The organism is Sphingomonas sp. 37zxx (genome assembly GCF_000786205.1).
In the GTDB taxonomy this organism is placed as follows: domain Bacteria; phylum Pseudomonadota; class Alphaproteobacteria; order Sphingomonadales; family Sphingomonadaceae; genus Sphingomonas.
Genome location: NZ_JROH01000053.1, coordinates 1 through 22616, shown reverse-complemented (window position 1 = coordinate 22616; position 22616 = coordinate 1). Strand labels below are relative to the sequence as shown.

Here is a 22616-nt window from a genome sequence, read left to right as displayed (position 1 = left end):
ACGCAGCAGCCCAGTGAATAAGAGAGGCTAAGGTTCGCGCCTGGCTGGCCCGGCATCCGCGCTGGACGTTCCACTTCGTGCCGACGTCGTGTTCGTGGCTCAACGCCGTCGAGGGGTTCTTCGCCAAGCTGACCCGCCGGCGCCTGAAGAACGGTGTCTTCTGCTCCGTCGTCGACCTACAGGCCGCCATCAACCGCTTCATCAAGGAACATAATCAGCAGCCAAGGCCATTCGTCTGGCGCGCCGACCCTGACGAAATCATCGCCGCCGTCAGACGCGGGCACCAAACGTTGGAATCAATCCACTAGCTTCCGAAATGAGTCAGCCGCTACGCGGTAGACCATGCGTGAGGGATAGATATTCGCGGATCTGCTTTTCATCTGCGATATATCGGCTGCCGTTGGCGACTTTGGCATGAACCTGTTCTGGTTCGATCGAAGCTTCGGCCAGGATTAGGACGGGCACGGATTGCTGATCTTCGCCGATAGCATCGACGATTGCCTGCCGCGGCCGTGGGAAATCGATATATATGACTTCGATCTTGTCGCGGAGTTCCGGATAAAATCCCAGCAACCCTTCGACCGAAACCGAGTCACCGCAATAAAATGGACCAAGTCCGGCATTCACAAAGCCGGGCTTCATCAAATGGAGAACGTCCTTCAAGCTTTTACTCCCTTTGAAATGTCAGAAACTTTTGCGAAGTCGCTGCACGCCAAGCACGACTCCGGTGACGCTGAACAGAAAACCGAACAATATTGGAATCAGCACCAGGATCTGGCGCAGCAGCGGGCGTGTGGTGAGCCCCGGAAAATTGAAGGTATGGAGCGCGTAATAGATCCAGGCATAGCTTGCCCGGCTGTAATCCATCACCGTCCACACTCGACCATCGGCGCTGTCGACATAGACGTCGGGCAGCTTTGGGCCGGCAAGCGTCACGCGCAACGTGCTCGCCGGCCACCCTTCGGCCAAGGCATAGGTCGCGGTGGGATCGATCGGTGCGACGCTGACACCCGACGCTGGCGGGAATGCGCGAAGCACTGCATTGCCGATAAGCGCACGAACCGCTGCCGGCGTGACGTGGGCATAGTTGGCGTCGTAGTGGAGGATCGTCCCGTCAGCTTGCCATGCCCCGACGAGACCGTGCCCGCCGATCACGGTGAAATCGAGCTGCTTCGTTCCGGCGGGAACTGCCGTCGGCACGTTCGCGGGTAGCGCTGCCACCAGCGGGACACCGGCATATCGTGCCGATTGATCGACGGTCGGCTGACCGCGCGAGAACAGCCTGCCATGATCCATCGACAGCCATCCGCTGAGCATCCAGGTCAGGACAAACCCACTGGCGAACAGGCCCAACAGGTGGTGCCAGCGCAGCCAGGGTGGGCGGAAGAAGGTTAGGGAGGGGGTGCGCTGGCGCCGTGCTGCCAGCATGCGGATGACCCCCAGGATCGTACCGGCAATCGCCACGAGCAAGGCGACGAACGATATGATCCACACGGTGCGGTCCCACGCCGTGAAGCTTGACCGCAAGGGCGTGAAATAGGCCCAATGCAGCACGGCCCCGACCCAGTTCCAGCCGCGGTCGGCACGATTGGTTCGCTGCACCAGTTCGCCGGTTCTGGCCGAGAGGTACAGGCTGGTCCCCGCACCGTCGGCCGCGTCGAGGCGATAAAAGGGGCGGTACGGGTCGAAGCGGTTATGCACGACCCACTGATCATAGGCGAACGCAGCCGCAGTGCCAGACAAGGTGGTCGCCACGTTCGAGGGTTCGAGATCGCCCAGCCGCTCGCCCGACTGTCCATCAATCACGATCGTGCCCGAGGCGGTAGTGGCGATATAGGCCGGAGCCGCGCCACGCTGGACCAGCCGCAGCGCGGTCACACCCGGCCCCGCCGCGACCGCCGCAGCGCGTGGTGATACCATGACCGTATCGAGATCGATCGGCGCTTCGAGGCGTAGCTGTTCGGCATGCGGCAGGGAGGGAAACGGCTTGAAGAGCAGCACCGCCCCGCTCGCGAACCACAGCGCGAACACCAGACAGGTCGCGACACCAAGCCAGCGGTGGAACCAGACGAGTTTTCTCGCCGCCTGGTTCTTCCATGCCTTTGACCTAGAAACGGGCAAGGGCGCTCACCTCGAACCGGCGGGGTTCGCCCAGCATCACCTGTCCGGGGTAATAGATATCCGCCCATTGGACGAACGTCTTGTTCCAGACATTGTTGATGCGCCCGGTCAGTGAAAGCTGGGGCGTCAGCGCATAGGTCGCGTAGACGATGCCCGTCGCATAGGGCTTCAGCACCAGATCGTTGGCGGTGTTGCCGAAACGCTTGCCGACATATTTGACGCCGCCGCCAGCCTCAAGGGGCAGGCCGCCGATATGCTGCACCGTCGTCCAGACATTCCCGACCCATTGCGGCACGTTGGGCGGCGTATTGTCCGATGCCGCGATGCCATAGTTCGGGTCGACGAAATTGCCGTATTTGGCATCGACATAGGTGCCGCTGGCGATGAGCGCCCAGCTCGGCGTGACGCGCATTTCGCCCGAAAGTTCGATGCCGCGCGACTGCTGACTGCCGACATTGCTGACGGTATCGATCGCCACCTGGGTCAGGATGTTCTCGCGTTTGATGTCATAGGCCGCCAGCGTGAGCGAACCACGCCCGTTCATCAGATCCGCCTTCAGCCCCGCCTCAAACTGGCGGGAGGAACTGAGGCCGAAATTCTGGCCGGCGTTGACCAGGAAGATGTTCGCGCCGACCGGATCCTTGCCAGTGCTGTACGAGGCATAGGCGCTGACACTCGGCGCGACGTCGTAGACCAACCCGGCGCGCCAGTTGAACAATTTGTAGGTGCGGTTGAAGCTGGTTCCGGTGTTGAAGCTGCCGTTGGCGTTGAAATTCTCGCGCGTCAGGTACAGCCGCTCGGCGCGCAGGCCAGTCACCAGTTTGAGCTCTGGCGTCAGGTTCAACACGTCTTCGGCGAACAGCGCGACCTGATCCCAGCGGGTCGGGCTTACGCGCGAGACGATAGGCCCGAAATTGCCCGCGACCGGGTTCAACGGATCGACGCTGTCGCCATCGGGGAAGCCGCGACTGCGGACGAAATCGAGATGGCTATAGTCGACCCCGACGACCAGCTTGTTCTCGAGCCCGAACAGCGATTGTTTATAGGCGACCGAAAATTGATTGCCGATCAGATCCTGATTGTGGAACACGAAGAAGCGATCGCGATCGATCTGGCGCGTCGTCGTATTGAAGACATAATTTTCGGCGTTGATCCACTGGCGTTCGGCGTGGAAGGCATAGGCGGTATTGGTGATCGTTACCGCAGCCGATGGCGACCAGGTGACGACCATCCGTGGCCAGAGCTGCCAGCTTTTTGCCCGGTTGTCGGCGACGTTGTAGTTTTTGAAGCGCATGCGTTCGTCGATGACAAAGCCATTGGCAGTCGACAGAATGCCCTCGATCGGATCGGTCGCAAACGAGGTTGGAACCAGCGGCGTGCCGAAATAGGTCGACAGATTGTCGCGCAGATAATCGACGCTCAGTTCGATCGAGAGATTGTCGCGCGGCTTGAACGTCATCGCCCCCGTCACGTTGAGCGAATTGGACCCTGCATTGTCGACATAGCCGCTGGTGCGGTGATAACTCGCATCGAGCCGACCGGCGAGGCTGTCGCTGAACACGTGATTGCCGCCCAGCCCGACGCTGGCGGTGTCGAACGATGCATAGGACGCCAGCGCCTGGAGGCTGTCTGCTTCGAAATCAGGGCTCTTGTTGACGATGTTGACCGCCCCGCCGACCGCACCCTGGCCGTATAGCACCGAAGCCGGTCCCTTGAGCACATCGATGCTCTGGATGTTGAAGGTGTTGCCCGGACGATTGATCATGTTCGCCGGCCCCAGATACAGGCCGTTGTGCAGAACCGTGATTTGCTCGCCCGAAAAACCGCGCATCGAAAAGAGCGAGGGATTTCCCGGCGAGCCACCTGAAATCACACCCGGCAGGCTGACGGTCGCTTCCTCGACGGTGCGGAAGCCGCGCGTCAGAATTTCGTCCGCGCCGATCTGATCGATGGTTGCCGGCGTTTCGCGGATCGTGAGGCCGAGGCGGCTTGCGGTGGAGGTTGCGACATCCAACTCGCGCAGCCGCCAACCCGTGACGGTGATGTCGTCGCTGTCCTGCGGCGATGCAGCATTGGACGGCGGTGCCGAAGGAGGGGTGGTCGGTGCCTGCTGCGCAAAAACTGGCATTGCCCATGCTCCTGCCAGAGCGATCAAGGACGAGCGGATCAATAGCTCAGATAGCGCAACACGCATAGTTATAGCCCCCTTATGAGTTCGATTATGTCCTACCTGCGGCTTTTTTTGATTTGTATAGTCAATTGAAGCTGACGCGAGTCCTGCGGTGCGTCAAGGGTGCGCTGCAATATTTTTGAAAGAAGTCGGCCAAAATTTGCCGAACCCGGCTCGATCGGGCAGCATGAGGCGGTAATGTTGAACCAAGACATGAACCCTGTGCGATGCGCCCCAAATTGCTGGAACCGATGCTGGCTGAAGTAGCGACCACGACATCCTCACCGATCGTCGATGCCCCGATTCGTGTCCCGCCGCTCGATGGCGAAGGGCCGATTTGGTTGCAGATCCGCCGATCGATGGCGCTGGCCATCCTGACGGGAGATTGGCCGGCAGGTACGCGCGTGCCCGCCGAAATGTCGTTGACCGATCATTATGCCACGTCGCGGATGACGGTGAACAAGGCGATCCAAAGCCTTGCCTCTGAAGGACTGGTCGAGCGCCGCCCCAAGACCGGCACGGTCGTGACGTCGCGCGCGCGCGAACGGCCGGTGCTGGAAATATGGGATGCTGCGGACACGGTGCGGCGCGAAGGGCGGCATTATGGCTATCGGCTCTTGTCGTGCGGTATGCTGGGGGCGGATGCGCCGGAGCGCGCCGACCTGCCGACCGAGACGCCGGTGCCGATGATCCGGATGCTGTGCCTGCATCTGTCGGACCAGCGGCCGTTCCAGCTCGAAGAGCGATTAATCAATGTCGAGGCGGCACCGCGCATCACCTGCCAGCCGCTCGAAAATGTCAGCCCCGGATCGTGGCTGCTTGCCAACGTGCCATGGACCGAAGCACGCCACCGCATTGCCGCGCGCGGCGCAACGCAAGCGGTGGCGGCACATCTGGCGATAGATGCCGGCGAGGCATGCCTGGTGGTCGAGCGCCGGACCTGGAACGACACCGTTCCCGTTACGATGGGCCGCTTCTGGTATCCCGGCGACGATCACGAGCTGGAGGGACAGTTTCGCCCCTCGTGGTGACGTTCAGCCGATCATCAGCAGCGCGGCGGCGAGCGACAGGATGAACGCAACGACCGTGGCGGCGAGGATGACGAGAAGCGGTCGCGGTCCCGCCGCGACGAGCTGCGATAATGGCGACCGGATCGCCGTGGCGGTGACCGCCGCCGCGAGCAATCCGGCGGCGGCCTTTTCGGCCAGCGTCGAAACCGACGGTGGCACGATGCCGATCGAATTGATCGCCGCCAGTACGAAGAAGCCGACCACGAACCAGGGCAGGCTGAACACCGCCGACCGGCGAGCGCCGGGCTGGCGCGGCAGGAACAGGGCGACGATCGCCAACACCGGTGCCAGCAGCGCGACTCGCGTCAGCTTGACGATTGCGGCGATCTGGCCGGCACCGTCGGAATAGGCATAGCCTGCGCCGAGCGCTTGCGCGACGTCGTGGATCGAAGCGCCGAGCAGGAAGCCGGCGCGCAAGTCCGACAAGGCGAGCAGATGCGCGATCGCGGGATAGACCAGCATCGCGGTCGCGCTCATCGCGGAAACGCCGACAAGAACGAGCGTCAACTGTGCCTCGTTGGTGCGTTTCTCACCAAGCGTGGCGACCAGCGCCATCGCCGCGCTGGCACCGCAGATCGCAACGGCTCCACCCGCGAGCGTGCCGAACGCGGTATCGAACCCCAGCCGCCGCGCTGCAAGAATGCCGATCGCCATCGTCGACGCGACGATCGCCGCCACGCAGAGTAGCGCGACCGGGCCAAGTGCGACGATCTGTTCAGCGGTAACGCGCAGGCCGACCAGCATGATGCCCCAGCGCAGCAACGACCGCGATGCGAAGACGAGCCCCGGCGTCAGCCGCGTGTCGACCGACAGGAAATTGAGCGCAAGCCCCAGCAGCAGCGCCATCAGCGTCAGCGGTACGCCGTAATTATCCGACAGGAAGCCCGCAGCCAGCACGCCCAGCGCGACGATCATCAACCCGGGAAGATGGTCTCGCCACGTGCCCGGCGTCGTTTCGCCGACGTCGTTATAGAGGTCGGCAGCCATTATCGGGCCACTTTGCGGCCCCGGATACTTGGCCGTCATGCGTCGGCGGTTGGCTGCGATGGCTCGGGGGTGCGTGCGGTGCTTCGGCGGTTGACGACCATCCGATCATGCAGCCTGCCGATCGCGGTGCTGCCCGTCTTCACGAACAGGCCCGGCACCAGCGCGTGAACGAAGCAGGCCAGGCCGGCGAGCAGCATCGTGCCGGCGAACCAGCTGGCCGTGCGTAGATGCGCGAAATAGGTTTCACCGACATCGGCTGGATGGTCGATGAACAAGCGGTCGAACATGAGTTTCTCCCCGTTGGCGTTGGGGCGATCATAGTTCGTACAGCGGGAATTTTAGTCTTATCTGGGCAGTGATCGTCGGCTATTGCGGTATTTCATGCTACGTAAGGCGATAAAATGGAGAGTCTGGTTCTCGATGCCACCGATCGGCGCATTCTCGCCATTCTTCAGGATGACGCGACGGTTGCGATCGCCGAAATCGCGGACCGCGTGGGCCTGTCGGCAACGCCGTGCTGGAAGCGGATCAAGCGGCTGGAGCGCGAAGGGGTAATCGGCAAGCGAGTGGCGATCCTCGACCGCGATCGGCTGGGCCTGGGCGTGACGGTGATCGTCGCGATCCGCACCGCGCAGCATAGCGACGACTGGCTGCAGACCTTCGCCGAGGGGGTGTCGCGAATCCCCGAAGTCGTCGAATTCTATCGGATGAGCGGCGAGATCGACTATCTGCTCAAGATCGTCGCACGCGACATCGCCGATTATGATCGCATCTATCGCAAGCTGACCAAGGTCGCGCCGCTCCACGACGTCAGTTCGTCGTTCGCGATGCAGGAGATCAAGTCGACCACCGCGCTTCCCCTGTTCGACTAGATCAGCGCACCAGCCGCTGCGTGACCTGCGCGAAGCGCGCGGCGACGGCATCGCGAGCGTGATGGCGGCCATCGCTCACCACCTTGCGGCCCGCGCGCCAGACGGCGTCGATGCTCGGCCCGCCCCCGGCGAAGATCCAGCGGTCCAGAGCGCGATCGCCCGATCCGAGCGGATCGTTCGACAGCGCGACCAGATCGGCGGATGCTCCCACCGCGATGGCGCTGCCGCGACCGAGCGCCGTGCCGCCACCGCCGAGCACCGCATCGACCAGCGCACGTCCGGTCGAGCCGCCGGGCGGCACCAGCACGGTACGCCGCCGCTGGGTCAGGCGCTGGCCATATTCGAGCAGCTGCAGTTCCTCTGCCGCATCGATCCGCACGTTCGAATCGCTGCCGATGCCGAAGCGCCCTCTGGCTGCGCGATAGGCGTCGGCGGGGAAGATTCCGTCGCCGAGATTGGCCTCGGTGATCGGGCACAGGCCGACCACCGCACCGCTCGCGACGATCGCCGCCAGTTCGTGCGGCTCGACATGGGTGGCGTGGACCAGGCACCAGCGTTCATCGACCGGCGCATGATCCATCAGCCACGCGACCGGACGCTGGCCGGACCAGGTGAGGCAATCGGCGACTTCCTTCACCTGTTCGGCAATGTGGATGTGGATCGGCATGGCCGCCGCCATCGCCTCCAGCGCGCGCAGTTCCTGCAGCGTTACCGCGCGCAACGAATGCGGCGCGATGCCGACCACCGCGTCGGGCAAGGCGGCGACCGCGTGCCGGCTGGCATCGAGCAGCCTCGCAAAACCGTCGATGTCGTGCACGAACCGGCGCTGCCCTACATTCGGTTCGAGCCCGCCGAACCCGGCATGTGCGTAGAACACCGGCAGCAGCGTGAGGGCGATTCCGGTTTCGGCTGCCGCGCCGGCGACAGCTGCCGCCATTTCGGCGGGGTCGGCATAGGCGGCACCCGATGGCTGGCGATGCAGATAGTGAAACTCGCCGACCCGCGTGAAGCCGCTTTCCAGCATCTCGACGAACGCCATCGCGGCAATCGCGCCGACATCGTCGGGCGTCAGATCGCGGATGAGCCGGTACATCAGATCGCGCCAGCCCCAGAAGTCGTCCTGGGCAGGCCCGCCGCGCGACTCGGCGAGCCCCGCCATCAGCCGCTGGAAGCTGTGGCTGTGAAGATTGGGCAGGCCGGGCAGGGCGGTGGCGTATCGCGGTTCGTCAGCCGCCGGTTCGGTGCCATGCTCGATCGCGGCGATACGGCTATCGGCGAACGATAGCCGCACGTTGTTTGCCCATCCATCGGGCAGCAAGGCCTGTTTGCACCAGATCGTCTGCATCCGTCCCTCCAACAGGGCTGGACAGTAAAACGCGCCTGTGCTTTTGTATATACAAATAGTGGAGGCAACCACATGCGCTGCGGTACGATATGGCGAAACGCGCGGCTGGCGACGATGATGGGCGATGACCTGGGCATTGTCGATAGCGGCGTCGTCGCTGCCGCCGATGGCCGGATCGTTTATGCAGGACCGGCCGGCGATGCTCCCGATTTCGGCCCTGCGACCGAGGTGGAGTGCGGCGGGCGCTGGATCACGCCGGGGCTGATCGATTGCCACACGCACCTCGTCCACGCCGGCAACCGGGCGGGCGAATTCGCGGCGCGGCTGGCTGGGGCGAGCTATGAAGAGATCGCGCGCGCCGGCGGCGGGATCGTCTCGACGATGCGTGCGACGCGCGGCGCGAGCGAGGATGCGCTGGTCGCCGGCGCGCTGCCCCGCCTGGATGCGTTGATCGCCGAGGGCGTGACGACGGTCGAGGTGAAGTCGGGCTATGGCCTGACGGCTGAGCACGAGGCGAAGATGCTGCATGCGGCGCGCCGCCTGGCCGACGAACGCGATGTGCGCGTGGCAACGACATTCCTTGGCGCGCACGCCTTGCCGCCCGAGTTTGCGGGCGATGCCGACGGCTATGTCGACAGCGTCTGCGCGCAAATCCCGGCGCTTGCAGCGGCGGGCCTTGCCGATGCGGTCGATGCGTTTTGCGAAGGAATCGGGTTCACCCCGGCACAGGTCGACCGCGTGTTCGCAGCGGCGCATGCGGCGGGCCTGCCGGTGAAGCTGCATGCCGAGCAATTGTCGGCGCTGGGCGGGGCATCGCTTGCCGCGCGGCACGGCGCATTGTCGGCCGACCATCTCGAACACGCAACGAATGCCGATGTCGCGGCCATGGCTGCGGCGGGCACGGTCGCGGTTCTCCTGCCCGGTGCCTATTATTTCATGCGCGAGACGCAGGCACCACCGATCGCCGCCTTCCGCGCGGCGGGCGTGCCGATCGCACTGGCGACCGATTGCAATCCGGGCACGTCGCCGCTCACCTCGCCGCTGCTGGTGATGAACATGGCGGCGACATTGTTTCGGCTGACCGTAGAGGAGGCGCTGCGCGGACTGACCGTCAACGCCGCCCGCGCGCTGGGCCTTCAAGCTGAAATCGGCACGCTGGAGGTCGGCAAGGCATGCGACCTCGCGATCTGGAACGTCTCCGAGCTTGCCGAGCTGGTCTACCGGATCGGTTTCAACCCTCTTCACTCGCGCATCAGGAACGGTCGATGATCCTTCACCCCGGCGCCGTCGGCTACGACCAGTGGCTCGCCCTTTATCGCGGTGCGACGCCGCGGCTCGACCCCGCCTGCGCGCCCAGGATCGCGGCCAGCGCCGCCGCGGTCGCGCGGATCGTTGCGAAGGGCGCGCCGGTCTATGGGATCAACACCGGTTTCGGGAAGCTGGCGAGCGTTCGGATCGATGCCGCCGACCTGGCGACGCTCCAGCGCAACATCGTGCTGAGCCATGCGGCGGGCGTCGGCGAGGCGATGCCGGTGCCGATCGCGCGGCTGATGATGGCGCTGAAGCTCGCCAGCCTGGCGCAAGGCGCGTCGGGGGTGCAGCCGGCGACGATCGCGCTGATCGAGGCGGTGCTGGCGCGCGGGCTGACCCCGGTGGTGCCGGCCCAGGGATCGGTCGGCGCGAGCGGCGATCTCGCCCCGCTGGCGCATATGACCGCAGCGATGATCGGCGTCGGCGAGATGATCGTCGATGGCGCAATTATTCCCGCCGCGCAGGCGCTGGTCGAGGCGGGTCTGGCACCGCTGACGCTGGGGCCGAAAGAGGGTCTCGCGCTGCTCAACGGCACGCAGTTCAGCACCGCCTATGCGCTGGCGGGGCTGTTCGAGGCGGAGCGGCTGTACCGATCGGCGCTGGTCACCGGGATCGTTTCGACCGAGGCGGCGAAGGGATCGGACGCGCCGTTCGACCCGCGCATCCACGGCTTGCGTGGCCATCGCGGGCAGATCGATACCGCCGATGCGCTGCGCGCGATGATGGCAGGATCGGCAATCCGCGCGTCGCACCGCGAGGACGATATTCGCGTCCAGGATCCCTATTGCCTGCGCTGCCAGCCGCAAGTGATGGGTGCGATCCTCGATCTGCTGCGCCAGGCGGCGGCGACGCTGATCACCGAGGCGAACGGCGTCAGCGACAATCCGCTGATCTTCCCAGGCATAGACGGCGCGCCGGACGAGGCGCTGTCGGGCGGCAATTTCCATGCCGAGCCGGTCGCGTTTGCGGCGGACATGATCGCGATGGCGCTGTGCGAGATCGGCAGCCTTGCCGAACGCCGGGTCGCGATGCTGGTCGATCCGGCCTTGTCGGGGCTCCCCGCATTTCTGACGCCGAAGCCCGGTCTGAATTCGGGGTTCATGATCCCGCAGGTGACTGCCGCCGCGCTGGTCAGCGAGAATAAGCAGCGCGCCTATCCCGCGTCGGTCGATTCGATTCCGACTTCGGCCAATCAGGAGGATCATGTGTCGATGGCGGCGCATGGTGCCCGGCGGTTGATCGCGATGGCGGCGAATGTCGATTCGGTGCTCGGCATCGAATTGCTGGCGGCGGCGCAAGGGTGCGACTTTCATGCGCCGCTGACCTCCAGCGCGCCGATAGAGCGGGTCCGCGCGCTGTTGCGGGCGCGCGTGCCGACCCTGGGCGATGACCGCCACATGGCACCCGACATGGCAGCGGCAACCGCGCTGGTCGTGGATGGCCTGCTGCTGGACCAAGCCGGTTCGCTGCCGGGATTGGCCGCATGAGCGCCGACTGGCTGCACGTTACGCGCGCCGATACGCCGCTGATTCTGGCGATGCCGCATGGCGGCACGGCGCTGCCGACCGGCGGGTTTCGATCGGACTGGTGGGCGCGGCGCGATACCGACTGGCACATCGCCGACCTATATGCGGGGCTTGCCGATGCGACGATCGTCGCTACCGACATCTCGCGCAGCGTGATCGACGTGAACCGCGATCCATCGGGCGTGTCGCTCTATCCGGGACTGGCGACGACCGACTTGTGCCCGATAACGACGTTCGACGGCGATGCGCTGTACGGTGACACCGCCCCGGATGCGCAGGAGATCGCGGCGCGGCGCGCGCTGTATTTCGATCCCTATCACGCTGCACTGGCTGCCGAGATCGCGCGGTTGCGCGCACGGCATGACCGGGTCGTCGTCTATGACTGCCACTCGATCCGAAGCCGCGTGCCGCGCCTGTTCGACGGCGACCTGCCCGAACTCAATATCGGCACCAATGATGGCACGACCTGCGCCTCGGCGCTGCGTGACGCAGTGGCGGGTATCGCCGCCGCGTCCGGGCGAAGTCATGTCGTCGATGGGCGCTTCCGGGGCGGCTGGACCACGCGGCATTGTGGCGATCCAGCGCATGGCGTCCACGCGATCCAGATGGAAACCGCGATCCGCGCCTATCTGCACGAGCCGATCGGCGCCGTGACCTCCGAAAACTGGCCACCCGTCTTCGACCCCGACCATGCCGCCCGCTTGCGCGAAACGCTGCGCCTGATCCTTTCCGCCTGTCTGGAGTTCGCCCGATGAACCGCCTCGATCCCACCCGCGTCATTCGTGCTGCCACGGGCACGACGCTGACCGCCAAGAGCTGGCTGACCGAAGCCCCGTTGCGGATGCTGATGAACAACCTCCATCCCGACGTCGCCGAGCGGCCCGAGGAACTGGTGGTCTATGGCGGGATCGGCCGCGCCGCGCGGGACTGGGACAGCTATGACCGGATCGTCGCGGCGCTACGCGATCTGGAGGGCGACCAGACCCTGTTGGTCCAGTCGGGCAAGCCGGTCGGGGTGTTCCGCACCCATGCCGATGCGCCGCGCGTGCTGATCGCCAATTCGAACCTGGTGCCCAAATGGGCGACCTGGGAACATTTCGATGAGCTCGATCGCAAGGGGCTGGCGATGTATGGCCAGATGACCGCAGGGTCGTGGATCTATATCGGCACGCAAGGGATCGTGCAGGGCACCTACGAGACGTTCGTCGAGATGGGCCGCCAGCATTATGGCGGCGATCTGTCGGGGCGGTGGCTGCTGACCGCGGGTCTTGGCGGGATGGGGGGTGCCCAGCCGCTGGCGGCGGTGATGGCGGGCGCGTCGTGCCTGGCGATCGAATGCCAGCAATCGCGCATCGATATGCGGCTGCGTACCGGCTATCTCGACCGCGCCACCGACAGCCTTGACGAGGCGTTGGCAATCGTCACCACGTCAAAGACGCCGGTTTCGGTTGGCCTGCTCGGCAATGCCGCCGAACTGCTGCCCGAAATGCTGGCGCGCGGGGTCCGCCCCGACATGCTGACCGATCAGACCAGCGCGCATGATCCGGTCAACGGCTATCTCCCCGCCGGCTGGAGTGTCGAGCGCTGGATCGCCTCGCGCGAGCAGGATCCCGCCGGGGTCGCGGCAGCGGCCAAGGCGTCGATGGCCCGCCACGTCCAGGCGATGCTCGATTTCCAGGCTGCAGGCGTGCCGACGGTCGATTACGGGAACAACATCCGCCAAGTCGCCAAGGACGAAGGCGTCGCGGACGCGTTCGATTTTCCCGGGTTCGTACCCGCCTATATCCGTCCGCTATTCTGCCGCGGGATCGGCCCGTTCCGCTGGGTCGCGCTGTCGGGCGACCCTGAGGATATCTACAAGACCGATGCGAAGGTGAAGGAATTGCTGCCGGACAACCTTGCGCTGCATCGCTGGCTCGACATGGCGCGCGAGAAAATCCGCTTTCAGGGGCTGCCGGCGCGAATCTGCTGGGTTGGTCTCGGCGATCGCCACCGGTTGGGCCTTGCGTTCAACGAGATGGTGGCGAGTGGCGAGCTGAAGGCACCGATCGTGATCGGCCGCGACCATCTCGACAGCGGTTCGGTCGCCTCGCCCAACCGCGAGACCGAGGCGATGCGCGACGGATCGGACGCGGTGAGCGACTGGCCGCTGCTCAACGCACTGCTCAACACCGCCAGCGGCGCGACCTGGGTTTCGCTGCATCACGGCGGTGGGGTCGGCATGGGCTATTCGCAGCATAGCGGGATGGTGATCGTCGCCGATGGCACGCCCGACGCCGCGCGCCGGCTGGAGCGCGTGCTGTGGAACGATCCAGCAACGGGCGTGATGCGCCATGCCGATGCTGGGTATGAGATCGCGCTTGATTGTGCGCGCGTGCGGGGCCTCGACCTGCCGGGCATCCTCTGACCGCGCGGGTCGTCCGATACGCTGATGTGCCGGACGCTCCTTGGGCGAACGGCGGCGGATCGACGCGGCTGCTCTGGTCGGATCGGTTGGGGGAGCGCCGGATCAGCGTGGCGCTGCTGGAACGACCGGCGCTGTTTTCGGCACTGCCCGGCATGGAGCGGCTCCTGATGGTGCTGGACCCGATCGTGATCGAACTCGCGATACGCGATGACCGCCGAACGCTGCGCCAGCGCGACGTGATGGCGTTCCGTGGCGACGATCCGGTCGCACTTGTCGCGCTGGATCGACCGGGCCGCGTGCTGAACCTGATGGGCCGTGCCGATCGGTGGTTGCCATCAATCGACCGTTCGGTCGGCGCACCATTTGGTTGGATCGTCGCCCCCGGTGGCGATCTTGTTCTGGGACAGCGCCCCGCAGCTTCCGCAATTGAAATCCACTTCGCCGACGTTGAAAAGTCGCTCAATATAGGGGAGGGGGGTTATGGTATGAGTCACCTTTCTGAGAACACGGACGCATTGGTTCAGCGGATCCACCGGATCATCGGCCAATTGCAGGCGATCGAGCGCGGCGTGCTGGCGGACGCCGATTGCGCCAAGACGCTGCATCTGACCGCGGCGGTCCGGGGTGCGGTTGGTGGGTTGATGGACGAACTGATCGAGGCGCATGTGCGCGCGCATGTTGCCGATCATGGGCTTACGCCGGACGAGCGAGACGAAGGCGCGGAAGCGTTGATCTTGGCGATCCGCCGCTACGCGAAATAGGACGCGACAGCATGACTACCCGTATCGATAGCGATGGCCTGACCCACGACCATGTCTTCCTTGGCGCTGCCCATGATGAAAACGCCCGGCGGACGCGCTGGGTCGTCCTCCTGACCGCCGCAATGATGGTCGGCGAGATCTTCGCCGGCTATGCGACCGGATCGATGGCGCTGCTCGCCGACGGTTTTCATATGGCGACGCATGCCGGCGCGCTGGGTGTCGCCGCCGCCGCTTATGCCTATGCAAAGCGCCACGCCGCCAGCCCGCGCTACAGTTTCGGCACCGGCAAGGTTGGCGATCTGGCCGGGTTCGCCTCTGCGCTCGTGCTCGGCCTGGTGGCGCTCGGGATCGGTGCCGAGTCGGTTGTGCGCCTGTTCCAGCCGATCCGGGTGGCGTTCGGCGAGGCGACGGTGATCGCCATCATCGGCCTGGCGGTGAATATCATCAGCGCCATTCTGTTGTCCGGAAGCCATTCGCATGGCCACGGGCATTCGCATGGGCATGACCACTCACATGGCCATCATCACGGCACCGGCATCCACAGTCAGGACAACAACCTGCGCTCTGCCTATGTCCATGTTCTGGCCGACGCGCTCACATCCGTGCTGGCGATCGCCGCGCTTTTGGCGGGCCGGTATCTCGGCTGGAGCTGGCTCGACCCGGTGATGGGCATCGTCGGAGCGATCGTGATCGCGCGCTGGGCGTGGACGCTGATGCGCGATACCGCCATGGTGTTGCTCGACGCTACCGACGAGCACGTCGCCGAAGAAATGCGAGAGCTGGTGACGGGACCGGGGGACGTTCGCATCACCGACCTTCATGTCTGGCGCGTCGGGCCGGACGCGCACGCCGGCATCATCAGTGTCGCAAGCACCACCGGCATCAACCAGGAAACCATTCGCCGTCGTCTCCAGCCTGTCCATGAACTCGCCCATCTGACGGTCGAAGTCCGTTAAGGCGGTGAAATCGCCCTGCACGGAGCTTTGCTCGTTCGACGGACGAACCGGTTGGTGTCGAGGCTGCGGCCGCACCAAACCGGAATGCAGAAGCTGGAAAAAGGCCCAGCCTCACCAGTTGCGCAACATCGCCGCCGATCTGCCTCGTCGATTGAAAAAGCTCGGCAGCGGCAGCGCTGTCGATCTCGAAGCTGCAAAACAGCGCAATCGATGACCGCGCGCGATCATCGCTAGCCGACTGAAGCGCCGCGACGGTGAGTAAGCAGCACCGTCATCCTTTCGCAGCGATCTGGGCGGCGGCATTTTCGTCGCGGGCGCGCCGGCCGTGTACGAGACGATAGAGCGCGGGCAGCACCAGCAGCGTCAGCAGCGTCGAAGACAGGATGCCGCCGATCACCACCGTCGCCAGCGGGCGCTGAACCTCCGAACCCAGCCCGACATTGAGCGCCATCGGCACGAAGCCCAGGCTGGCCACCAGCGCCGTCATCAGCACCGGCCGTAGCCGGGTAAGCGCCCCTTCGCGGATCGCGTCGTCGATGCCATGCCCTTCGTCGCGCAACTGGCGGATGAAGGTCAGCATCACCACGCCGTTGAGCACCGCCACCCCCGACAGCGCGATGAAGCCCACCCCCGCCGAGATCGAGAAGGGTATGCCGCGCAGCAACAGCGCCGCGATGCCGCCCGTCAGCGCTAGCGGCACCCCCGAAAATACGATGGCGGCATCCTTCGCCGAACGGAACAGCGCCACGAGCAGGCCGAAGATCAGCAGCAGCGCCAGCGGCACGACGATCTGCAGCCGGGTCGATGCCGACTGCAACTGTTCGAAGGTGCCGCCATAATCGATCCAATAGCCGGTCGGCAGATCGACTTCGGCGGCGATGCGCTGTTGCAGATCGCCGATGAACGACCCCAGATCGCGGTCACGCACATTGGTGGTGACGACCGCACGACGCTTGCCATTTTCGCGGCTGATCTGGTTGGGGCCGGTGGTCCGCTCGATCGCCGCGACTTCGGACAGCGGGATCGTGCCTTGACCCTGCGGCAGCGGGATCGGCAGCCGTTCGAGCACCATCGGGTCGGCGCGGAGTTGTTCGGGCAAGCGAACGACGATCGCGAAGCGGCGGTCACCTTCGAATATCTCTCCCGCAGGCGTGCCGCCCATCGCGGTTGCGACCACCGCCTGGACATCGACGATGTTGACGCCGAGCCGAGTGAGGGCGGGGCGATCGGGGGTGATTTCGATGAAGGGCAGGCCGGTGACCTGTTCGGTCTGCGCATCCTCGCTGCCCTCGACCGAAGACACGACGCCCTGCACCGCATCGGCGGTTTGCGCGAGCTGGTCGAGATCGTCGCCATAAATCTTGACCGCAACGTCGGAGCGAACTCCGGCGATCAGCTCGTTGAAGCGCATCTGGATCGGCTGGATGAACTCGTATCGCGATCCGGGCACCTGCTGGACCGCGGCGTTCATTTCGCTGACCAGCTGGCTCTTGGGCTTGCGCGGATCGGGCCAGTCCTTGCGCGGTTTCATGATGATGAAGGTGTCCGCCACGCTGGGCGGCACCGCATCGGTCGCGACGTCGGCGGTGCCGATCTTGGCGAATACCTGTTCGACTTGCGGGAATTGCTTGATCCGCCGTTCGAGCGCCGATTGCATCTGCACCGCCTGGCTCAGGCTGGTGCCCGGAATCCGCAGCGCGTGCATCGCGATGTCGCCTTCGTCGAGGCTGGGGATGAACTCGGACCCCAGCCGCGTCGCCGCGAACCCGCTCAGCACGACCAGCAGGGCCGCCCCCGCCACGACGGCCTTGCGCCATTTCAGCGCGGTATCGAGCAGCGGCGCGTAACCGCGCCTGGCCCCGCGCATCACCCGGTTTTCCTTTTCGTCGACCTTGCCCGTCACGAACATCGCCACCGCCGCAGGGACGACGGTCAGCGACAGCAGCAACGCTGCGGTAAGCGCCACGACGACAGTGAAGGCCATCGGGTGGAAGGTCTTTCCCTCCACCCCCTCGAGCGCGAAGATCGGGATATAGACGATGGTGATGATCGCGATGCCGAACAGGCTTGGCTTGATGACCTCGGCACTAGCCGATGCAGCGACGTCGAAACGTTCGTCGCGTTCCAGCAATCGACCCAGGCGGTGCTGCGTCTCGCCGAAACGACGCAGGCAGTTTTCGACGATGATCACCGCGCCATCGACGATCAGCCCGAAATCGAGCGCGCCCAGGCTCATCAGATTGCCCGATACGCCCGCCTCGACCATGCCGGTGATCGTCAGCAGGAACGCCAGCGGGATGACCGCCGCGGTGATCAGCGCGGCGCGGATATTGCCCAGCAGCAGGAACAGCACGACGACCACCAGCAACGCGCCTTCGGCCAGGTTCTTCTCGACGGTGCCGACGGTGGCGGCGACCAGTTTCGACCGGTCATAGACGGTGTTGACCACCACACCACCCGGCAGCGAGCGGTTCACTTCCGCCAGCCGCGCCGCGACCGCTACCGATACGTCGCGCGCATTTTCGCCCACCAGCATGAAGATCGTGCCGAGCACGACTTCGCGCCCGTCCTTGGTGGCGGCACCGTTGCGGATTTCGGAGCCGATCGAGACATCGGCGACGTCGGCGATACGGATCGGCATATTCTGGCGATAGGCGACGATGATGCCCGACAGATCGGCTTCGCCCGCAGCCTGACCGGGCACGCGGATCAGATATTGTGAGCCGGCCTGCTCGACATAGCCTGCCCCCACATTGGCGTTGTTCTTTTCCAGCGCATCGATCACGTCGGTCACGGTCAGGCCGAACCCTGCCAGCCGCTCGGGATAGGGGGCTACCTCATATTCCTTGCGATAGCCGCCGACCGAATTGACCTCGGTCACGCCGGGCACGGTCCGCAATTGCGGACGCACCACCCAATCGTGCAGCGTGCGCAGATCCTGCGCGGTGTAGCTTGTGCCGTCGGGCTTGCGCGCGCCGGGTTTGGGTTCGACCGTGTACATGAATATCTCGCCCAGCCCGGTCGAGATCGGGCCAAGCTCGGGCTCGATCGCGGGCGGCAGCGTGCTGCGCACCCCCTGCAACCGTTCGTTGACCAACTGGCGCGCGAAATAGATGTCGGTTCCGTCAGCGAACACCACCGTCACCTGGCTAAGGCCATAGCGCGATACCGACCGGGTATATTCGAGCCCGGGCAACCCGGCGATCGCGGTTTCGATCGGGAAGGTCAGCCGTTGTTCGGCCTCCAGCGGCGAAAGGCCCGGCGCGGCGGTGTTGATCTGCACCTGGACATTGGTGATGTCGGGCACCGCGTCGATCTTGAGCCGACCGAAATTCCACACGCCGAGCGCGGCGAGCAGCAGCGCGATCGCGAGCACTGCCCAGCGCTGTGCGATCGAAAATCTGATGATGCGTTCGAGCATGTCGGGCGCCCCTTAATGATCGTGGCTAGCGCCGGATTTTTCGATGTCGGCCTTGATGACGAAACTGCCCTCGCCGACATATTGCTGGCCGGGTTTGATGCCGCCCTTGACCTCGGTCCATTCGGGGCCGCGTATGCCCAGATCGAGCATCCGCACCTCATAGGTGTTGCCCACCTTGGCAAAGACCACGGTGAAGTCGCGGAACGCCTGCAGGCCCGCGGTCTTTACCGCGAGCGGCACGCTGCGCTGCTCGATCGTCACTTCGCCGCGCACGCTCATGCCGGGCCGCCAGAAGCCGTCGGGGTTGGGCAGCGCCGCGCGCGCGGTGGTCGCCTGGGTCGCCACCTGCGCCAGCGGCAGGAAGTCGCGGATCGTCGATCCCTGGGTGCGGCTGCCCTCCAGCCCGCGGATCTGCACCGGTTGGCCGGGGCGCACCCGCTCCATGTCGCGCGGGAACACCGGGAAGGTCGCGACGGTGCGCGACGGATCGGCGATGACGAACATCGGATCGGCCCCCGCGATATCGCCGACATTGGTGTTGCGCTCGGTCACGATCCCTGCGGCGGGCGCGAACACTGAATAGGTCTGGAGGCTGTCGCTGCTTTCGACGCGCGCGAGCAACGTCCCGCGCACAACGCGATCGCCGACGTTGCGATACACCGCCATCACCGGGCCTGGATATTTCGCGCCGACCTCGGTCGTGGCCGACGGATCGAGTTCGACCCGCCCGATCAGCTCGATCGTCTCGCCGACCGTCGTCGGCCCTGCGGTCTCGATCACGATCCCCGCCGCGCGCGCTGCTTCGGCGGCGATCGTCGTGCGCCCTTCAAAGGATGGGTATTTCCATTGATGCTGGCGACCGCCCTCGCGCGCGGTGACCTCGACGTCGAAACTATGCGGCTCCACCACCACGCCTCGCCCGCGCAGATAGTCGGCTTCGGCGAGGAAGGGGAAGCGGTTCACTTCGCCGTCGAGCCGCCGCAGCGTGACCGTCGCGGCGATCTCGGCAGGCGCGACGGGCTTGCCGCCGCGATAGCCATAGAGGCGGAATTCGGGCGGGACGCCGTCTTCGAACACGATCAGCTCTAGCGCGAAGTCGCCGTTGCGCAGCATCCGCCCGTTATGTGGACCGCGCTCATACTCGCCGGCGGCAGGTGCCTCGGCGGCGGTGTTGTCGGTCGGGGCACCGCTGCCACAGGCGGCCAGCGGCATCAGCGCCAGCAACAGCGCGGGACGAAGATCAGGCATCAGCGTGCCTCCTGCACGAGGGAAAGGTATCGGCCGGTCAGCCGATCAAGCTCGACCCCGGCTTCATGATGCCGCCGGGCAGCGTCGATCAGGCGGCGTCGGCCCGTCGCGAGCGCGGTCTGTGCGGTCGATACGTCGAGGAACGAGAAGCCGCCGCGCGCATAGCCTGCGCGAACTTCGGCAAGCGTGCGGACCAGCCCGGGGATCACCCGGTCGCGCACCGCTTCGGCTTCGTGCCGCGACTCCTCGACGATCTCGGCCGCCAGCGCGATCGCGCGTTCGCGATCGAAGCGTTCGACCGCGAGGTCGGCATCGATCTGGCGCTGTTCGGCCTGGGCGCGGGCGATGTTCGCGGCATTGAGCGCGCGGTTGCGCAGCGGCAGTGAAACACCGGCGACGATCGCGAAGTCGCCGGTGCCGATGAAGCGCGGGCCACCCGACAAGGTAGGATCGGTGCGCGCATTGCTTCGCTCAAGCGCGATGGCGGCATCGGCGCGGCGGCGGCGGGCTGCGTAAATCGGCAGATCGGCGGGCGAAGGCGAAACCGCCACGGCGTCTTCGAACTTCAGAAAATCGTCGGCGGCAACGCGCAGCCCGGCGGGCACACCGTTCCACATCGCGGTCAGCCGGATCATCGCTGCGTCGCGCGCATGTTCGGCGATTTCCAGATCGACTTCGGCTTCGGCGAGCTGGGTGCGCGCGCGAGTGCCGGCGAACAGCGGATCTCGCGCACCATCGACGCGGCGCTGGACCTCGCGCTGGAGCTGCCGCGCGATCCCGAGTTGTTCCTCGGCAAGCGTCACCGCCATCGTCGTCGCTTCGACCTCGACGAACAGCCGCTGCACCCGCTGGGCCAGATCGAGCAGCGATACCGTCGCTTCGGCAGCGGCGACACCGCGGTCCCCCTCGGTCAGCGCGATCCGCGCATCGCGCTTGGCCCCGCGCTCGATCCGCTGGTTATAGGTCGCGCCGATCTGAATCTGCCGATTGAGTTCTGCCCCACCGACACCGAAATTTTCGGCCAGGATGTCGACCGACGCGGCGGGCCGAGTTTCGGCTTGCGCTCTTGCGGCGGTCAGGACTTCGCCGCGCGCGCGCGCCGCGGCATTGCGCGGCGACGCCTCGATCGCACGTCTGACCGCCTGTTCGAGCGTCAGCGATGCGGTCTGTGCCCGCACCGTCGCTGTCGACGAAAGCGCGACCGCAAACAGCGCGGCCCGCAAGGGAATATGCATTGGATAAAGCTCCCGAATGTCACGACGGGCGCTGCGCGGCGATGCGCAACGCCGTGGCGTGCATTCAGGCCAAAGGCGGCTTCAGCAGCGGCGGCGTGCGCTCCGATCGCAATCGTGCAATCGGCATCGGCACCGCGGGCAGGGAATTGGTCAGCCGCATCATCGAAACCATGCCGACCGACGGCGTGATGTCGATAACCTGATGCACATGCGCGATGTCGAGATCGGCGATCCCGTCCTGAGGTGCCTGGGTTTTGACCTGGGCAGAGTCGCCTGCATCGTTCTGGCCGATCGGTGCCTCGGCTTCGTCATGATGATGATCGCCGTGCTCGACCGCAGGCATCGCACCGCCGCCATGCGGCATCGCGGCACCGCCGGTGCCATGCGACAGCATCAGCGTGCACATCATCAAAAGGGCAATCAGCCTGGCCACGGGTGAAGCGCTACCATCGGTGCCCGCTCGCGACAAGCAGAAGCGCCAGCTAAGGTCTCGAGTTCCGCCATTTCATAGTGCATTGCTCAGCCAGCAACCGAAGAATGCGCTTTGCGACAGGTTCCCACGACATAGTTGTAATAAGACAATATTTGCCGCAGCGCGGCGGGGTTGGATACGGACCTGGTAAGCGGAGGCTATCAGCCGGGTGCGGCCTCCTCGCCCACGCGCCAACGAGCCGCGCACGCCAGCATGCAGGCGTTCGGGAAGGCGAGGGACGTCCGCCACGGCCTCAAGCCGTCAATCGAACCGGTCGAGCCGTGCTCGGACCGCACGCAGACAGTGGCGATGCATCGCCATTTCGGGTGCCGTTAGCGTGACAATATCGTCGCGATAGAGCGGTTTTCGATCATGTTGCATCATACCGGCATGATTTGAAGTAATTAGCGCATTCCTGGGGAGAGTAGAGATCGAGGATGCGTCCGATGGCGTCCCACAGGCCGTGTATGGTGCGTTCGGCGGCTTTTCGCAGATGCGCCTTGAGCTTCGAGAATGCCTTTTCGATGGGGTTGAAGTCGGGGCTGTAGGGCGGCAGGAACAGCAACTCGGCACCGGCAGCCTCGATGGCTTCGCGGATGGTTGGCCCCTTGTGGCTCGACAGATTGTCCATGATGACGATGTCGCCGGGTGAGAGCTCGGGCACGAGGACCTGGGTCACATAGCAGGTCCGAGTTCGCCTCGATCAGCGAGCGA

19 protein-coding genes and 2 pseudogenes are annotated in these 22616 nt (G+C 65.2%); 10 read left to right on the top strand and 11 right to left on the bottom strand.

Annotated features, from left to right (window positions below):
* Nucleotides 1-20 precede the first annotated feature (20 nt).
* Nucleotides 21-308: pseudogene (locus tag QU44_RS17920) on the top strand (IS630 family transposase); the annotation flags it as partial.
* Nucleotides 309-321: 13 nt separating this feature from the next.
* Here the strand turns inward: QU44_RS17920 and QU44_RS14995 are convergent.
* The 3 genes from QU44_RS14995 to QU44_RS14985 are packed head-to-tail and all read right to left on the bottom strand — an operon-like array spanning nt 322 to nt 4249.
* On the bottom strand, nt 322-663 hold the full coding sequence (locus QU44_RS14995; RefSeq protein ID WP_033923198.1) for a DUF3088 domain-containing protein: 342 nt from the start codon (nt 661-663) through the stop codon (nt 322-324).
* Between the two features lie 21 nt (nt 664-684).
* Nucleotides 685-2121: a PepSY domain-containing protein gene (locus tag QU44_RS14990; protein ID WP_081988089.1), complete on the bottom strand. Its 1437-nt coding sequence runs from the start codon at nt 2119-2121 to the stop codon at nt 685-687.
* Nucleotides 2108-4249 (bottom strand): TonB-dependent receptor, encoded by a 2142-nt coding sequence (locus tag QU44_RS14985; RefSeq protein WP_231621763.1) that lies wholly within the window; start codon nt 4247-4249, stop codon nt 2108-2110. The genes QU44_RS14990 and QU44_RS14985 overlap by 14 nt, the downstream gene beginning before the upstream one ends.
* A 269-nt stretch (nt 4250-4518) precedes the next feature.
* On the opposite strand from QU44_RS14985, the gene QU44_RS14980 reads away from it, so the two are divergent.
* The gene (locus QU44_RS14980; protein WP_231621762.1) at nt 4519-5322 is read left to right on the top strand and encodes a UTRA domain-containing protein; all 804 of its coding nucleotides are present in this window, start codon (nt 4519-4521) and stop codon (nt 5320-5322) included.
* A 3-nt stretch (nt 5323-5325) separates the two neighbouring features.
* Here the strand turns inward: QU44_RS14980 and QU44_RS14975 are convergent, their stop codons facing one another.
* Both QU44_RS14975 and QU44_RS14970 read right to left on the bottom strand, forming a co-directional pair.
* Nucleotides 5326-6348: a YeiH family protein gene (locus QU44_RS14975; protein WP_033923201.1), complete on the bottom strand. Its 1023-nt coding sequence runs from the start codon at nt 6346-6348 to the stop codon at nt 5326-5328.
* 35 nt (nt 6349-6383) lie between these two features.
* Nucleotides 6384-6635: a DUF6356 family protein gene (locus tag QU44_RS14970; RefSeq protein WP_033923195.1), complete on the bottom strand. Its 252-nt coding sequence runs from the start codon at nt 6633-6635 to the stop codon at nt 6384-6386.
* Nucleotides 6636-6749: 114 nt separating this feature from the next.
* Between QU44_RS14970 and QU44_RS14965 the strand changes: the two genes are divergently transcribed.
* Complete coding sequence (locus QU44_RS14965; RefSeq protein ID WP_033923194.1) at nt 6750-7220, top strand: Lrp/AsnC family transcriptional regulator; 471 nt, start codon at nt 6750-6752, stop codon at nt 7218-7220.
* Nucleotide 7221: 1 nt separating this feature from the next.
* Here QU44_RS14965 and QU44_RS14960 read toward each other — a convergent pair whose 3' ends face one another.
* Nucleotides 7222-8565, bottom strand: a complete 1344-nt coding sequence (locus tag QU44_RS14960; RefSeq protein WP_033923193.1) for a formimidoylglutamate deiminase — start codon at nt 8563-8565, stop codon at nt 7222-7224.
* Nucleotides 8566-8637: 72 nt separating this feature from the next.
* On the opposite strand from QU44_RS14960, the gene hutI reads away from it, so the two are divergent.
* Genes hutI through QU44_RS18905 form a run of 7 tightly spaced genes read left to right on the top strand, consistent with a single transcriptional unit; the run spans nt 8638 to nt 15740 of the window.
* Nucleotides 8638-9834, top strand: coding sequence for an imidazolonepropionase (gene hutI / locus QU44_RS14955; protein ID WP_033923192.1), 1197 nt, complete (start codon nt 8638-8640; stop codon nt 9832-9834).
* Nucleotides 9831-11363, top strand: a complete 1533-nt coding sequence (gene hutH, locus QU44_RS14950; protein ID WP_033923190.1) for a histidine ammonia-lyase — start codon at nt 9831-9833, stop codon at nt 11361-11363. Before hutI ends, hutH begins: the two co-directional genes overlap by 4 nt.
* Nucleotides 11360-12157 (top strand): N-formylglutamate deformylase, encoded by a 798-nt coding sequence (gene hutG / locus QU44_RS14945; RefSeq protein WP_033923189.1) that lies wholly within the window; start codon nt 11360-11362, stop codon nt 12155-12157. Before hutH ends, hutG begins: the two co-directional genes overlap by 4 nt.
* A complete protein-coding gene (hutU, locus tag QU44_RS14940; protein ID WP_033923188.1) occupies nt 12154-13809 on the top strand; it encodes a urocanate hydratase in 1656 nt (551 codons plus the stop codon). The genes hutG and hutU overlap by 4 nt, the downstream gene beginning before the upstream one ends.
* A gap of 26 nt (nt 13810-13835) precedes the next feature.
* Nucleotides 13836-14570: a HutD family protein gene (locus QU44_RS18930; protein ID WP_197054343.1), complete on the top strand. Its 735-nt coding sequence runs from the start codon at nt 13836-13838 to the stop codon at nt 14568-14570.
* A gap of 11 nt (nt 14571-14581) precedes the next feature.
* Nucleotides 14582-15526 (top strand): CDF family Co(II)/Ni(II) efflux transporter DmeF, encoded by a 945-nt coding sequence (dmeF, locus tag QU44_RS14930; protein ID WP_033923187.1) that lies wholly within the window; start codon nt 14582-14584, stop codon nt 15524-15526.
* A gap of 4 nt (nt 15527-15530) precedes the next feature.
* Nucleotides 15531-15740 carry a DUF1289 domain-containing protein gene (locus QU44_RS18905; RefSeq protein WP_081988087.1) on the top strand — a complete coding sequence of 70 codons (210 nt, stop codon included), beginning with the start codon at nt 15531-15533 and terminating at the stop codon, nt 15738-15740.
* A 57-nt stretch (nt 15741-15797) separates the two neighbouring features.
* Here the strand turns inward: QU44_RS18905 and QU44_RS14925 are convergent, their stop codons facing one another.
* From QU44_RS14925 to QU44_RS14905, 5 genes and pseudogenes are all read right to left on the bottom strand, one after another.
* Complete coding sequence (locus tag QU44_RS14925) at nt 15798-18947, bottom strand: efflux RND transporter permease subunit (RefSeq protein ID WP_033923186.1); 3150 nt, start codon at nt 18945-18947, stop codon at nt 15798-15800.
* Nucleotides 18948-18959: 12 nt separating this feature from the next.
* Nucleotides 18960-20195 carry an efflux RND transporter periplasmic adaptor subunit gene (locus tag QU44_RS14920; RefSeq protein ID WP_033923185.1) on the bottom strand — a complete coding sequence of 412 codons (1236 nt, stop codon included), beginning with the start codon at nt 20193-20195 and terminating at the stop codon, nt 18960-18962.
* On the bottom strand, nt 20195-21430 hold the full coding sequence (locus QU44_RS14915; protein WP_033923184.1) for a TolC family protein: 1236 nt from the start codon (nt 21428-21430) through the stop codon (nt 20195-20197). Before QU44_RS14915 ends, QU44_RS14920 begins: the two co-directional genes overlap by 1 nt.
* 64 nt (nt 21431-21494) lie before the next feature.
* Entirely contained in the window at nt 21495-21863 is a 369-nt protein-coding gene (locus QU44_RS14910; protein ID WP_156141222.1) for a hypothetical protein, read from the bottom strand.
* 409 nt (nt 21864-22272) lie between these two features.
* A pseudogene (locus QU44_RS14905) lies at nt 22273-22584 on the bottom strand (IS630 family transposase); the annotation flags it as partial.
* Between the last annotated feature and the right edge of the window lie 32 nt (nt 22585-22616).